This is a genomic window from Streptomyces sp. NPDC050997 (assembly GCF_040660135.1).
GTDB lineage: Bacteria > Actinomycetota > Actinomycetes > Streptomycetales > Streptomycetaceae > Streptomyces.
The window spans coordinates 247,554-261,293 of the sequence record NZ_JBFAGK010000008.1 but is presented as its reverse complement, the minus strand read 5'-3'; the positions used below and the strand labels follow the sequence as shown (position 1 = coordinate 261,293).

The 13,740-nt window shown below is 70.4% G+C and carries 13 protein-coding genes; 3 read left to right on the top strand and 10 right to left on the bottom strand.

What is annotated here, in order from left to right:
• Positions 1–51 precede the first annotated feature (51 nt).
• Together AB0H86_RS20810 and AB0H86_RS20805 are read left to right on the top strand one after the other, a co-directional pair.
• Positions 52–2,151: a fructose-specific PTS transporter subunit EIIC gene (locus tag AB0H86_RS20810; protein WP_362440409.1), complete on the top strand. Its 2,100-nt coding sequence runs from the start codon at positions 52–54 to the stop codon at positions 2,149–2,151.
• Between the two features lie 123 nt (positions 2,152–2,274).
• Positions 2,275–2,526, top strand: a complete 252-nt coding sequence (locus AB0H86_RS20805) for a hypothetical protein (RefSeq protein ID WP_362440406.1) — start codon at positions 2,275–2,277, stop codon at positions 2,524–2,526.
• A 73-nt stretch (positions 2,527–2,599) separates the two neighbouring features.
• Here the strand turns inward: AB0H86_RS20805 and AB0H86_RS20800 are convergent, their stop codons facing one another.
• The 4 genes from AB0H86_RS20800 to AB0H86_RS20785 form a co-directional block, all read right to left on the bottom strand.
• A complete protein-coding gene (locus tag AB0H86_RS20800) occupies positions 2,600–3,346 on the bottom strand; it encodes a DUF6227 family protein (RefSeq protein WP_362440403.1) in 747 nt (248 codons plus the stop codon).
• Between the two features lie 187 nt (positions 3,347–3,533).
• Complete coding sequence (locus AB0H86_RS20795) at positions 3,534–4,745, bottom strand: Ig-like domain-containing protein (RefSeq protein WP_362440400.1); 1,212 nt, start codon at positions 4,743–4,745, stop codon at positions 3,534–3,536.
• A 175-nt stretch (positions 4,746–4,920) separates the two neighbouring features.
• Complete coding sequence (locus tag AB0H86_RS20790; protein WP_362440397.1) at positions 4,921–5,949, bottom strand: P1 family peptidase; 1,029 nt, start codon at positions 5,947–5,949, stop codon at positions 4,921–4,923.
• Between the two features lie 203 nt (positions 5,950–6,152).
• Entirely contained in the window at positions 6,153–7,409 is a 1,257-nt protein-coding gene (locus AB0H86_RS20785; protein ID WP_362440394.1) for a low temperature requirement protein A, read from the bottom strand.
• 86 nt (positions 7,410–7,495) lie between these two features.
• On the opposite strand from AB0H86_RS20785, the gene AB0H86_RS20780 reads away from it, so the two are divergent.
• A complete protein-coding gene (locus tag AB0H86_RS20780; RefSeq protein ID WP_362440391.1) occupies positions 7,496–7,678 on the top strand; it encodes a hypothetical protein in 183 nt (60 codons plus the stop codon).
• Between the two features lie 28 nt (positions 7,679–7,706).
• Here the strand turns inward: AB0H86_RS20780 and mscL are convergent, their stop codons facing one another.
• From mscL to AB0H86_RS20750, 6 genes are all read right to left on the bottom strand, one after another.
• Entirely contained in the window at positions 7,707–8,189 is a 483-nt protein-coding gene (mscL, locus tag AB0H86_RS20775; RefSeq protein WP_362440388.1) for a large conductance mechanosensitive channel protein MscL, read from the bottom strand.
• A 153-nt stretch (positions 8,190–8,342) separates the two neighbouring features.
• Positions 8,343–8,933 carry a hypothetical protein gene (locus AB0H86_RS20770; protein ID WP_362440385.1) on the bottom strand — a complete coding sequence of 197 codons (591 nt, stop codon included), beginning with the start codon at positions 8,931–8,933 and terminating at the stop codon, positions 8,343–8,345.
• Positions 8,934–9,136: 203 nt separating this feature from the next.
• Positions 9,137–9,979, bottom strand: coding sequence for an S-methyl-5'-thioadenosine phosphorylase (locus tag AB0H86_RS20765; protein WP_362440382.1), 843 nt, complete (start codon positions 9,977–9,979; stop codon positions 9,137–9,139).
• 101 nt (positions 9,980–10,080) lie between these two features.
• Positions 10,081–10,437, bottom strand: a complete 357-nt coding sequence (locus AB0H86_RS20760) for an FmdB family zinc ribbon protein (protein WP_362440379.1) — start codon at positions 10,435–10,437, stop codon at positions 10,081–10,083.
• 68 nt (positions 10,438–10,505) lie between these two features.
• Positions 10,506–11,768 carry an MFS transporter gene (locus AB0H86_RS20755; protein ID WP_362440376.1) on the bottom strand — a complete coding sequence of 421 codons (1,263 nt, stop codon included), beginning with the start codon at positions 11,766–11,768 and terminating at the stop codon, positions 10,506–10,508.
• A 273-nt stretch (positions 11,769–12,041) separates the two neighbouring features.
• Positions 12,042–13,550 (bottom strand): potassium/proton antiporter, encoded by a 1,509-nt coding sequence (locus AB0H86_RS20750; RefSeq protein WP_362440684.1) that lies wholly within the window; start codon positions 13,548–13,550, stop codon positions 12,042–12,044.
• Positions 13,551–13,740: the final 190 nt, after the last annotated feature.

Here is a 13,740-nt window from a genome sequence, read left to right as displayed (position 1 = left end):
CACCCCCGCCCACTCCACCCCCCGGGCGATACGCGTGCGAAGGAGCCCGCGATGAGCGAGATGATCACCGCGGACCTGGTCGACCTCGACCTGTCCGCCCAGTCCAAGGAAGCGGCGGCCCGTGCCCTCGCCGAGCGCATGGTGACCCTGGGCCGGGTGACCGACCTGGAGGGCTTCCTGGCAGACGTGGCGGCCCGAGAGGCACAGATGCCGACCGGCCTCGACGGCGGCATAGGCATCCCGCACTGCCGCAGCGAACACGTCACCGAGCCGACGCTCGCCTTCGGACGCAGCGCCGCAGGCGTCGACTTCGGCGCGGCGGACGGCCCCGCCGACCTGATCTTCCTGATCGCCGCGCCGGCTGGCGCGGACGACGCCCACCTGACGATCCTGTCCTCGCTGGCCCGGCAGTTGATGAACGCCGAGTTCACCGACGCACTGCGCTCGGCGGGCGACGCGGAGGCCGCGGCGGCGCTGATCCGCGGGGACGAGCCCGCGGCTGCCGCCGAGAGCGTCTCCGAAGACTCCGTGGCGGCGCCGACGGCGGCCTCCGCCGGCGCCGCCACGGGTACAACTGACACCGCCGACGCCGGGACTGACGGGACTGACGGGGTTGCCGGGACTGACGGAGCCGTGGCGGCTTCCGAGGAGCGTCCCTTCCGTATCGTCGCCGTCACCTCCTGTCCGACCGGTATCGCCCACACGTACATGGCGGCCGAGTCACTGGAGAAGGCGGGCCGCGCGGCGGGCGTCGAAATCGTCGTCGAGCCCCAGGGCTCGGCCGGCTTCACCCGGCTCGACCCGGCGGTGATCGCGGCGGCGGACGCCGTGATCTTCGCCCACGACGTGCCCGTACGGGAAAAGGACCGTTTCGCCGGCAAGCCCACCGTGGACGTCGGTGTGAAGGCGGGCATCAACAGGCCCGGCGCGCTCATCACCGAGGTACGCGGGAAGGCCGAGCGCGGTGAGGTCACCGCGGGCTCCGCTCCCGGGGCCCCCGTCGAGCGGGGCGGCGACTCCTCCGAGGGCTACGGCACCAAGCTGCGCAAGTGGCTGATGTCCGGCGTCAGTTACATGGTCCCGTTCGTCGCGGCGGGCGGTCTGCTGATCGCCCTCGGGTTCGCGATCGGCGGATACAAGATCAACAGTGCGCCGTCGGTCATGGACCACTTCGTGTGGACCCAGGCGGACAGCTGGGGCGCCCTGCTCTTCCAGATCGGCGGCGTCGCCTTCGGCTTCCTCGTCCCGGTCCTGGCCGGCTACATCGCCTACGGCATGGCGGACCGTCCCGGTATCGTGCCCGGCTTTGTCGGCGGCGCGATCTCGCTGACCATCAACGCGGGCTTCCTCGGCGGTCTGGTGGCCGGTCTGATCGCCGGTGGCGTGGTGCTGGCCATCCAGAAGGTCAACATCCCGGCGGCCATGCGCGGCATCATGCCGGTGGTGGTGATCCCGCTGATCTCCTCGGCGATCGTCGGGTTCCTGATGTTCGTCGTGATCGGCAAGCCCATCGCGTCCGCGCAGAAGGGCATGACCGACTGGCTCAACGGTCTCACCGGCACCAACGCCGTCCTGCTCGGCCTGCTGCTCGGCCTGATGATGTGCTTCGACCTCGGCGGCCCGGTCAACAAGGTCGCGTACACCTTCGCCACCGCCGGTATCGCGGTCTCGAGCCCCAGCGACTCCGCGATGAAGATCATGGCGGCCGTGATGGCGGCCGGTATGGTCCCGCCGCTCGCGATGGCGCTGGCCACGACCGTGCGCGGCAAGCTCTTCACCGAGACCGAGCGCGAGAACGGCAAGGCCGCCTGGGTGCTGGGCGCCTCCTTCATCTCGGAGGGCGCGATCCCGTTCGCCGCGGCCGACCCGCTGCGGGTCATCCCGTCCTCGATGGTGGGCGGCGCGGTCACCGGCGCCCTGTCGATGGCCTTCGGCGCCACCCTGCGGGCCCCGCACGGCGGCATCTTCGTGGTCCCGCTGATCGGCAACCCGTTCCTCTACCTGGTGGCCATCGCGGCCGGCGTGGGTGTCACGACCGCCCTGGTCGTCGTACTGAAGAGCCTGCGCAAGTCGGCGCCGGGTGCCGTGGCTCCGGACACGGCGGAGACGGCCGCGGCGTCGGCGGAGCGGAAGCAGCCGGTGGCGGCGTAACCAGCCCTGCCCCTCGCCGCTCCGCGCTCTGTCCCTTTGGGACGCTGTGAGTTGTTCACGGCACATGCGAGATACATCACGGTCCGGGACCTCGGTCCCGGACCGTGGTGTCTACTGGAGCGCATGCCTCAGCACGTCTCCGTCTACCAGTTGCTCGGTATGACCTTCCTCGTCCTGGTGACCGTCGCCTGGGGGATCGGGCTGGCCGTGATGCTGCGCCGCGGTCGCGACGAGGCCGCCATGTTGCGCGCGCAGGCCCGGTCCGAGCCGCCCCATCAGCCGCAGGTCGGCCCGCAGCGTGAAGCGGTCGAACTGACCCCGGTGGAACAGGACGAGTTCGCGGGCCTGGTACGACGACTCAGCGCCGACCACTGACGCGGCTGAGCAGCTGATAGGGCCGGCCGCTGACACCGCCGGCCGCTGACACCGCCGACCGTTGACGCAAGGCTCAGAAGACCTGCGCCGCCCGGCGCTCCATCGCGTCCCTGGCCGCGTCCTCGCTCGCATACACCTCGCACATGTGCCGGCCGTCCGGTGTGGCGGTGTGCTCGACCTCCCAGAGGGAGACCTCCTCGCCGTCGCGCAGCAGGAACGCGTGCTCGTAGAGCGAGAAGCACAACCCGGCACGGCCCGCCCGGCCCGGGCGCCCGAAGGCCTGCGTGATCTGGTGGGCGCATGCCGTGGCCAGCAACGCGGCCGCCTCGGTGTCCGGCCGGTCCGCGTTCTCCGCCCGCCGCAGCAGCCGCCGCGCGTGGTCCGCCGAGTCGTCCTGCGCGTACGCGTGCAGGGGCGCGGGGACCGGCGACACCTGCACCGTCACCGGCAGTTCGAAGTCTGGTGCGTCCGGCGGCAGCGGCAGCCGCGCGGTCGCCGTGCGCAGCTCCTCCTCGTCGACATACACCTCGTGCTGCGGGACGCTGCCCAGCGCCGTGTTGTGGACGAGCTCCCACAGTGTGAGCGCCGAGCCGTCGTCGAGCAGCCAGGTGTGCCGATACGTCTCACGGTGCAGCCCCGCGCTGTGGTGCGCGGAGTGCAGTGAACTGTCGTGCGCCAGCGCGCAGTCCAGTCGCTGTATCGTCTCGTCCGGCAGCTCGAAGGAGTTCAGGGCACGGCCGAGGAGCCGCGCGAGATGCTCCTCCGGAGACTCGGGCGACTCGGGTGGTTCGTACGCTGCCGTCTCGTACGGAACGCTCAAGGTTTCTCCCGGCGTTGCTGCATGTCACCTTGTGGGTGCATACCGTAGCCCCTCGGTCGGACATCATGTCCGGGAACCGAGAAAACGTACGCCCGGAAAACGCCCGAGCCGCGGGGAAAGTTCCCAAGCGGCCCGATGAATCGTCAAAAACCGCAGTTCAGAGGCTACTTACGCACGCTGGCAGTGATCACGTGGCGCTGCCCGCGACCCACTCGCTCCACGGCACATTCCAGCCGTTCAACCCGTTGTCGGGGGCCACCGACTTGTCGGGGGAGTGCTTGACGATCACGACGTCCCCGATGAGCGAGTTGTCGAAGAACCACTTGGCAGGGGTGTCGCCCTGCGCGCCCCGCACGTCCTGGAGGCCCACACAGCCGTGGCTGGTGCCCTGGCGGCCGAAGGGCGGATCGGCCTTGTTGTACCAGTAGTTGCCGTGGATGAAGGTGCCCGACGTGGTCAGCCGCATCGCGTCCGGCACGTCAGAGATGTCGTAGGCGTTGGCGAGGTCGACCGTCCTGCTGTCCATCCGGATCTTCCGGTACTTCTCGGAGATCACCATCTGCCCGTTGTACGTGGTGAACTCGGGGCTGCCCGCCGAGATCGGCACCGACTTCAACGTGCTGCCGTCCCGGACGACCGTCATGGTCTGCGTGCTGACGTCGACCGTGGACACCTGCGAGCGCCCGATCGTGAAGCTGACGGTCTTCTTCTGCACACCCTGGACGCCGTTCGCGCCCTCGACCCCGTCCAGGTCGATCTTCATCGTGACCTTGGTGCCGGCCTTCCAGTACTCCTCGGGCCGGAAGTCGAGCCGCTGGGCGTCGAACCAGTGCCCGACCACCTTCTGCCCACCGCTCGACGTCACCGTGATGTGCGACTGCACGGCCTTCTTGTCGCTGATGGCCTTGTCGAAGTTGAACGACACCGGCATCCCGACACCGACGGTCGACCCGTCGTCCGGCGTGTACGTCCCGATGAAGCTGTTCGCCTTGGAGACGGTCGTGAACGCCGACTCGGCGGCGGTGGACTTGCCGTTCGTGTCCTTCGCGGTCGCCGATATCTCGTACTTCGTCCCGCGCTCCAGCTGCTCCTTCGGCTTCCAGGCGCTGCCGTTCACGGAGATCGTTCCCGGTACGGCCGTCCCCGCCCCCGCCACCGTCATCTTCACGTCGGTCAGTGTGCCGTCGCTGACCCGCACGCCGGTCGAGTTGATCGACGCTTCGGTCGAGCCGTTCTTGGCCGAGATGAGTATCTTCGCGGACGACGTCTTGCCGGAGCCGTCGCTCCCCTTGTCGTCGTTCTTGGCGTCGCTGCCGCAGGCGGTGAGGGTGAGGGCGCCGACCATCAAGGCGGCACAGGCCCCGAGTGCGCGCCGCTTCGCTGTGTCCGGCGTTTTCACGGGCTGCTCCAGGTTCTTGTGCGGTGGGTGATCCGCTCCAGTGTGTGAAGAAAGAAGGGATCGCGGACCGGTCGGGTTCCCTCCGGTCGCGATGAACGCCATCGCGTGACACAACCGGGACAATCACGCGCCATTTACCGGCCGGCGGCTCCCGTCCGGCCCGCTGCACGCCCACCTATGACTCCCCGTACAACTCCCCGTACGACGGCCACGTCCCGCCCGGCGCGTGCACCGACGTGGCGGCGTGCACGGCGCGGACGATCGCGCGGGTCACCGCGTCCGCACCCGCCGCGAGGATGTCGTTGAGTGCGCGGGGGTGATCGGTGCCGAGCGGGCGGGCGCCGGTCGCCAGCGCGAACACCGTGTCGCCGTCGTGGAGCAGATGCGCCGGTCGCACGGCGCGGGCGATGCCGTCGTGCGCGGAGCCGGCCAGCTTCTGCGCCTGGGCCTTCGACAGGTCGGCGTCGGTGGCGACCACCGCGAGCACGGTGTTGAGCGGGGGCTGCGGGTTCTTCTCCGCGACGTCGGCGAGGCGACGGAGGGCATGGTCATGGACGCCTGCCTCCGGGTACTCCACCCGTCCCTGGAACAACTCCCCGTACAGAACCCCCGTTTCCGGATCCGTCACCGATCCCGCCGCGTTGGCCACCACCAGCGCGGCCACCGTGATGCCCGAGCCGAGCACCGTACTCGCGGTGCCGACACCGCCCTTGAGCGGCCCGACCGTGGCGCCCGTACCCGCGCCCACACATCCCTCCGGCACCCGTGCGCCGAGCTCGCTCGCCGCGGCCGCCTCGACCGCGGCGCGCCCCATGGCCGCGTCCGGCCTGGCCCGGAAGTCGCCGCCCCGGCCCAGGTCGAAGACACAGGCCGCGGGCACCACCGGCACGACCTGCGCCGGGTCCACCCCGACCGGTACGCCTCGCCCCTGCTCCTCCAGCCAGGCCATCACCCCGGACGCCGCGTCGAGGCCGTACGCGCTGCCACCGGTCAGCACGATCGCGTCGACCTTCTGCACGAGGTTGCGCGGGTCCAGGGCGTCGGTCTCCTTGGTGCCGGGCCCGCCGCCGCGCACGTCCACGGCGGCCACGGCCCCGCCCTCCGGCGCGAGCACGACCGTGGTGCCGGTGAGCCAGCCCCTGCCGGCACGCGTGGCGTGCCCCACCCGTACACCGGCGATGTCCGTCAATGCGTCAACAGTCATGGACCTCAGTCTCGTCCAGCCACCAGGGGCCCCAGCGCTCCCGCGCCCGCCGACGTCCGTTTGGCTGCTACGTCCACCGACACCCGTCCCGCTGCCCCGTCCACCGACGCCATGAGGCATCCCGTGCCGGGCAAGCCCCCTCCGCGTGCTCGGACGCCCCACGCCGGTCGGACGCCCCACGCCGGTCGGACGCCCGAGGACGATCAGACGACCCGCGCGTCCCCAGCCTCCCGCGCAGCCCGAGCCGCGCCGGCCTCCCGGGCGGTCGTACGTGCCGTGAGCGTCGTGCCGACCACCACCGCCAGCGCCGCCACGATGCCCGCCACGAACACCGCCCATGCGCCCAGGAAGGAACTGGCGATCACCAGAAGTGCCGTGGACGGCAGCACCAGTTGCTGGGCGATGCCCACCTTGTAGTACCGGGAGTGCAGCACCCACACGGTGAGCAGATAGAGCGCCGTCGGAAGGGTCACCGCGGCCGCCGCGGCCAGCGTGGAGATGTGCGCCTTGCCGACCGCCTGCTCGACCGCTACCTCCAGCCCCGCGCCGATCGCCGCGGCCGACGCGAAGACCACGTAGTGGCCATACCCCCACAAGAACGCCTGCTTGTTGGAGCGCAGATGCCCGTGGATCGGCACCACGAAGTAGATCCACCAGGCGGCGAAGATGATCAGCAGACCACCCGCGGCGATCGGCAGCAGCTCGTCCAGCGCGTCGTTCTCGTCGATGCCCGACTTCACGGCGACCGTGGCCGCGGCGATCGTTTCGCCGAGCACGATGATCGTGAACAGTCCGTACCGCTCCGCGATGTGGTGCGGATGCCAGGACGTGGGGTGGACCTTCTCGGCGTACGGCGGCACACACATCTCCAGCAACGCCATCACCAGGAACACCCAGGGCCGGGCGCCCTCGGGCAGGACCAACAGACCCAGCCAGCCGACCTGGCAGAGCAGTACGCCGCCGGCATACCGCAGGGCCATCGTCCGCTCCGGGCCCTCGCTCGACAGCGCCACCCGCAGCCACTGCGCCGTCATGGCGAGCCGCATGATCACGTAGCCCAGCCAGACGGCCAGGAACTCGTGGTCCGCGAACGCCCGGGAGATCCCGGCCGCCAGGACCAGGACGCCGGCGATCTGTACCAGGGTGACGACCCGGTAGAGGGCGTCGTCGTTGTTGTACGCCGAGGCGAACCAGGTGAAGTTCATCCAGGCCCACCAGATGGCGAAGAAGACCATCGCGTAGTTGAGGATGCCCTCGCCCGCGTGCGCCTCGGCCACGGCGTGCACCAGCTGGATGCCTGCCTGGGCGATCGCCACGACGAAACACAGGTCGAACAGGAGCTCCAGCGGCGAGGCCACTCGGTGGGTCTCGTCGCGGCCACGAGCGGTGAGCCTTCGCAGCGGTCCGCTGCCTTCGGGTGCGGCCTTGGGGGAGGGCGCGGGAGGAGAACCGGACGTCATGGGTCCAGCACAGCAGATCGGCACCGGAATCGCTTGTGGATGACTTCACCAGCGGTGGGTCGGCTGCAGGGCCGTACTCTGGAGGCATGACCACCGCCCCCGATCCCGAGCCGCGTGAGCCGAAGCACGCGCTGATCTTCGACGACCCGCTGGACCAGCAGTCCTCGGACGACACGGACCGGGGATGGGGCGAGCGGCCCGGTGGCGCGGCCGACAGCGCGGCCGACCTGAAGCGCTTCCTCGACGAGAAGCCGCCCCACCACCTCTGAACCCGCCGGGCATCGCGGACCGCGGTCGCTACCGCTTGTCGTAGCCTGAGCCGTCCTGCCGCCGCTGTGCGACCAGCGCGTCGCGTATCTCCTTGAGCACCTCCAGCTCGCTCACCTCGATGACCTCGTGGGTGCCCTCCTTCGCCTTCCTGCGGGCCTCCTGCCGGGCCAGGTACTTCGACATCGGCAGGACCATCAGGAAGTAGACGACGGCCGCGGTGATCACGAAGGTCAGGGCGGCGCCGAGGACGGTGCCCCACATGATCGGGATACCGCGCAGCACCGTGCCGTCCGCGGCCACCTTGCAGGGGGCTTGGAGGCAAGAGCTGTAGCTGTCGAGGTTCTTGGTGCCGACCGCTCCCACCAGCGGGTTGATCAGGCCCTTCACCACGGAGTTGACGATGTTGGTGAAGGCGGCGCCGATGACTACCGCCACCGCCAGGTCGACGACGTTCCCGCGCATCAGGAAGGCCTTGAACCCCTGCAAGACGCTTGGCTTCTTCTCGCTCAACTCGGGGACACTCCTCATACGAACCGGTAATGGAACAAACAGCTCCGCAACCTACGCGAGGACGAGGCGACCCTGTCCATGTGGGTGGCTCCAACGAGGGACGTGACGGCTGTAGTGGTGGGACGTGTGTGCGCGGGGTGCGCATCGTGTGGGTCAGCACAGTGTCACCGCCAGCCGTGCCGTCGTGCTCGCGCCGGCGAGACGCGCGGCGGTTGAGCGCGGTACCGACAGCACGACGAGCGCCCCGCCCTCGGCCGCGCCGCCCGGTGTCTCCAGCGCCTCCGGCACCTTCGTCACCCGTGCTCCGCGCGCGATCACATGGGCGTCACCGCCTGCCGCCGTCTGCTCGGCGGCGATGACGTCCACCCGGTCACCGGGCCGCAACAGCCGGACCGTGGCCGCGTCGGCGATCCGCACCGGTGCCGTCACGAGCTGGACGGCACGGTGTTCCCGTACGGGATCTGCCGCGGGAAGCCCCCGGGGCCGTTCCGTTTCCTGGGGGCCCGTGGGTCCCGCGGCCAGGACCGCGGCCGCCGTGACGGAGAGGCCGACCGCCACTGCGCGCCGTCGATGCCGTACGAGTCGCTGCAGTTGATAACGCCCGCCGCGGATGCGCACGGGGGCGAAGTGCGGCACCTCGCAGGTCGGGGGAGCTTCCACGCCGAGCGGCCGTGGGAAAACGGGAGCGGGGGAAGGGGAGAGGGAAGACGAGGGCGAGGGCGAGGGCGAGGGTGTGAAGGACATGGGACCACCACCTGCGACGAGGGATCGGCTTGCGATGCCACGATGCGGCTTCGCGCCGATTCCTGTTGAGGCCAGTGGGCTACTGCCGAGTTGTGGACAACTCCCTCACCCGAACGGGACGTTCCGCCCCGCCGGCCCAGCCCCCGCCCGCCTCACCGCCCCCGCCGCCCCCCCCCCCACAACGGTGAGGCGGGCCAGAACCCCTACGGCAGCGCGAACCCCGGATCCATCCCGCCCAGCGCGTTCGCGCACAGGCAGTCCCGCTCCTCGGTCGGGGGCAGCGCGGCCACGGCGTCGAACAGCACGCCTCGCATCCGGTCCACGTTCGCCGCGAACACCCGCAGCACCTCGTCGTGGGAGACGCCCTCGCCCGTCTCGGCGCCCGCGTCGAGATCGGTGACCAGGGCCAACGAGGTGTAGCAGAGCTCCAGTTCACGGGCGAGCGCCGCCTCGGGGTGTCCGGTCATGCCGACCACCGACCAGCCCTGCGCCTGGTGCCACACCGATTCGGCGCGGGTCGAGAAACGCGGCCCCTCGATCACGACCAGCGTGCCGCCGTCCACCGCTTCCCAGTCCCGCCCGTGTGCCGCCTTCAGCGCGGCCGCCCGCCCGACCGGGCAGTAGGGATCGGCCAGGGACACGTGCACCACGTTCGGCACCGCGCCGCCCGGCAGCGGCAGCCCGTCGAAGTACGTGCCCGTCCGGGACTTCGTACGGTCGGCCAGTTGGTCCGGCACCAGCAGCGTGCCGGGCCCGTACTCGGGGCGCAGGCCGCCCACCGCGCACGGGCCGAGGACCTGGCGGGCACCGACGGACCGCAGTGCCCAGAGGTTGGCCCGGTAGTTGATGCGGTGCGGCGGAAGATGGTGGCCGCGTCCGTGCCGGGGCAGGAAGGCGACCTGTCGGCCGGCGACCTCGCCGAGGAAGAGGGAGTCGCTGGGCGGCCCGTAGGGGGTGTCCACCTGGATCTCGGTCACGTCGTCGAGGAACGAGTAGAAGCCGGAGCCGCCGATCACACCGATTTCCGCGTTCGCCTTGTTCGCCATGCCCGCACCCTAACCGCCCCCGGAAACGCCGAAGACCCCGCCGTCATAAGACGACAGGGTCCCGTAAGAAAAGGGTCCTACGCGGCGGGGAGGGCTTGGTCCTACGCGGCGGAGCTGCTGCTGGACGAGCTGCCCGTGCTTGAGCTCGAGGACTTCGAGCTCGAGGACTTCGACTCCGAGGACTTCGAGTCCGAGGACGACTTCGAGTCGGAGGACTTCGACTCCGACGACGAAGCGGACGCCGCCGACTTCGAGGACGACGGCGCGCTGCTCGACGAGGAGCTGCGGCTGTCGTTGCGGTAGAAGCCGGAGCCCTTGAAGACGATGCCGACCGCGGAGAACACCTTCTTGAGGCGGCCCTGGCAGTTGGGGCACTCGGTGAGTGCGTCGTCGGTGAACTTCTGCACCGCCTCGAGGCCCTCGCCACATTCGGTGCACTGGTACTGGTAGGTCGGCACTTGTCTTCCTCCTGGCACTCTCAGTCAATGAGTGCTAACGATGGTCCATAGTGGCGTATTCCTGAGGATCAGTCCACTGCCACCGGCACTCGGTGACCCACGCCACGTGCCACGGTCCGGCTGTGGGGCCGTGCCGCGAGTCGTGAACGCAGTGCCAGCAGGGTCGCGAGGGCGAGCAGCGTGCCGCCCGTCGGGACCAGGAATCCGGCGCCGCCCCAGAAGCGGTCCTCCAGCTGTCCGGCGATCGTGACGGCCGCCGCCTGGCCGAGTGCGACCGCCCCGGTCAGCCAGGTGAACGCCTCGGTGCGGGCGCCGGCCGGGACCAGCTCCTCGACCAGGGTGTAGCCGGTGATCAGAGCGGGCGCGATGCACATGCCGACGAGCAGGCCCAAGCCGGCCAGTACGGGCACCGAGTGCGCGGCCCACAGGCCGGACGCGGTCAGCGCGAGGGCGGCGTACCCGACGAGCAGACGGCGGCGCGGGGCCACCTTCCATGCGATGGCGCCGCAGACCAGGCCGGAGAGCATGTTGCCGGCGGCGAAGACGCCGTACAGGGCGCCGTTCAGACCGGGTTCGCCGATCGACTCGCTGAACGCGGCCAGCGAGACCTGCATGCCGCCGAAGACGGAGCCGATGCCGAGGAACGCCACGATCAGGACCCGCACTCCGGGGATGCGCAGGGCCGAGATGTGCTCCACGCGCGCGTGCCCGTCGGCGGCGACAGTGGGCTGGGTGCTCTTCTGCGCGGCGAACAGGAGGCCGCCCAGCAGCGTCAGTGAGGCCTCCGTCACCAGGCCCGCGGCGGGATCCACCGCCGTGCACAGCGCGGTGGCCAGCAGCGGGCCGACGACGAAGGTCAGTTCGTCCGTGACCGACTCGAAGGCCGCCGCGGTGGACATCAGGGGCGAGTCCTGGAGCTTCGCGGCCCAGCGGGCCCGCACCATGGGGCCGATCTGGGGCGTCGAGGCGCCCGTCGGCACGGCTGCCGAGAGCAGCGCCCACAGGGGGGCGTGGGACAGCGCGAGCGCGGTCAGGGTCAGGCCCGACAGCGCGTGAACCACGACGCCCGGGATGAGCACCGCGCGCTGTCCGTGGCGGTCGGCGAGGCGACCGCCGTAGGGCGCGAACAGGGCCATGGAGACACCGGTGACGGCCGCGGCGGCGCCCGCCGCCCCGTACGAGCCGGTGGTGTGCTGCACGAGCAGCACGATGGAGACGGTGAGCATCGCGAACGGCTGGCGTGCCGCGAAGCCGGGAAGCAGGAACGTCCAGGCGCCGCGGGTGCGCAGCAGCTGTCCGTATCCGGGGCGGGAGGTGACCGTGGATGCCACGGCCCGTGCCTTTCTGCCGCCTGGTGGCGTGGCCCCCTGGGGGGCGAGGCGCCGAGAGCTGTCCTCTTGCGCGGACTGCGGTAGATGCCAAAGCCCGCTGTCAGGAGCGTCCCGGCCGCCATACGGTCGCGCCAGCTCTGCGTCAGGCAGAGTTGGTTCGATCAAAGTGCGCCTTCAGCTTACAGGGATCAAGGCTGGCGGGCCTGTGAAAACGAGCACCATGGGGTCGTGTGCCTGTGATTGCCTGGGGTGTGAACCGTATGAAACACGACCTTAACGGCCTGTGTCGATGCCGTCCGTGCCCAGCCATCCGGCCAGCTTGCCGCCGTGGCCGACCGCGCGCAGCCGCCGTTCCGCGGCGTCCCGGACGGGGTTGGTGGCGACCACGAGGAGCTCGTCCCCGTGCCGCAGCACCGTCGTGGGCAGCGGTACGAACGATTTTCCCTCGCGGACGACCAGGGTGACCGCGGCCCCGGTCGGCAGGCGCAGCTCGTTGACCTCGACGCCGTGCATCTTCGAGCCCTTGGGGATCTCCACGGACAGCAGGTGCCCGCGCAGCCGCTCCAGGGGCGCCGACTCGATGCCCAGGTCGGCGGCGGCGTCCGGGTCGCCGCCCAGGCGCAGCTTGCCGGCGAGCCAGGGCAGGGTCGGTCCCTGGACCAGGGTGTAGACGACGACCAGGACGAAGACGATGTTGAAGATGCGGCGGCTGGCGTCGACGCCCTGCACCATCGGGATGGTCGCCAGGATGATGGGCACCGCTCCGCGCAGTCCGGCCCAGGACATGAGGGTCTGCTCCTGCCAGGGCACCCGGAACGGCGTCAGGCAGAGCGCGATGCTCAGCGGGCGGGCCACCATCGTCAGCACCAGCCCGATGATGAGCGCCGGCCAGATGTCGTCGCCCAGTTCGTGCGGGGTGACCAGCAGGCCGAGCAGGACGAACATGCCGATCTGGGCGATCCAGCCGAGCCCGTCGGCGAACCCGCGGGTGGCGGGCCAGTGCGGCAGCCTCGCGTTGCCCAGCACCATCGAGGCGAGATAGACCGCGAGGAAGCCGCTGCCGTGGGCCATCGCGCCCGCGGCGTACGCCGTGACGGCGATCGCCATCACGGCGATCGGGTAGAGGCCGGAGGCGGGCAGGGCGACGTGCCTGAGGCCCCAGGAGCCCAGCCAGCCCACCGCGATGCCGATGGCGGCGCCGATGGCCAGCTCCAGAGCGATCTTCCCGAGCAGCACGTACCAGTGTTCGAACGGGCCCGCGGTGGAGAAGGAGGCCACCAGGATGACCACCGGGGCGTCGTTGAAGCCTGACTCGGCCTCCAGCGTGCCCGTCACGCGCGCGGGGAGAGGGATCTTGCGCAGCACCGAGAAGACCGCCGCCGCGTCCGTCGAGGACACCACCGCTCCGATGATGAGCGCCTGCCGCCACTCCAGCCCGACCAGGTAGTGCGCGGCCGTCGCCGTCACCCCGACGCTCACCGCGACCCCGGCCAGCGCCAGCGTGGAGGCGGCGGGCAGGGCCGGCTTGATCTCCTTCCACTTCGTGCCGAGGCCACCCTCGGCCAGGATCACGACGAGGGCCGCGTATCCGATGACCTGGGTCATCGCGGCGCTGTCGAAGTGGATGTCGCCGACGCCGTCCTGGCCCATGGCGACGCCGATCCCCAGGTAAACGAGCAGGCTGGGGAGCCCGCTGCGCGAGGAGATCCGAACCGCTGCCACGGCGACGAGCAGAACGAGCGAGCAGACGAGCAGGAGCTGGTTGAGGTGGTGGACAGTCAGCGGCCGTTCCCTTCCCTGGCCCGCGGCGTCATTCTCGCGGGCTCACGTACATCGGACACGAAGGAGAATCGTTTCGCATCCAAGTACTTCGTTACCTTACCTAACTCTTGACGATTTCTTGACACTCGGAGTGGCGAGATCGAACGCGTGTGCTTCCGAGTTCCCGACTCCGCGTCAAGTGGCACCGGGC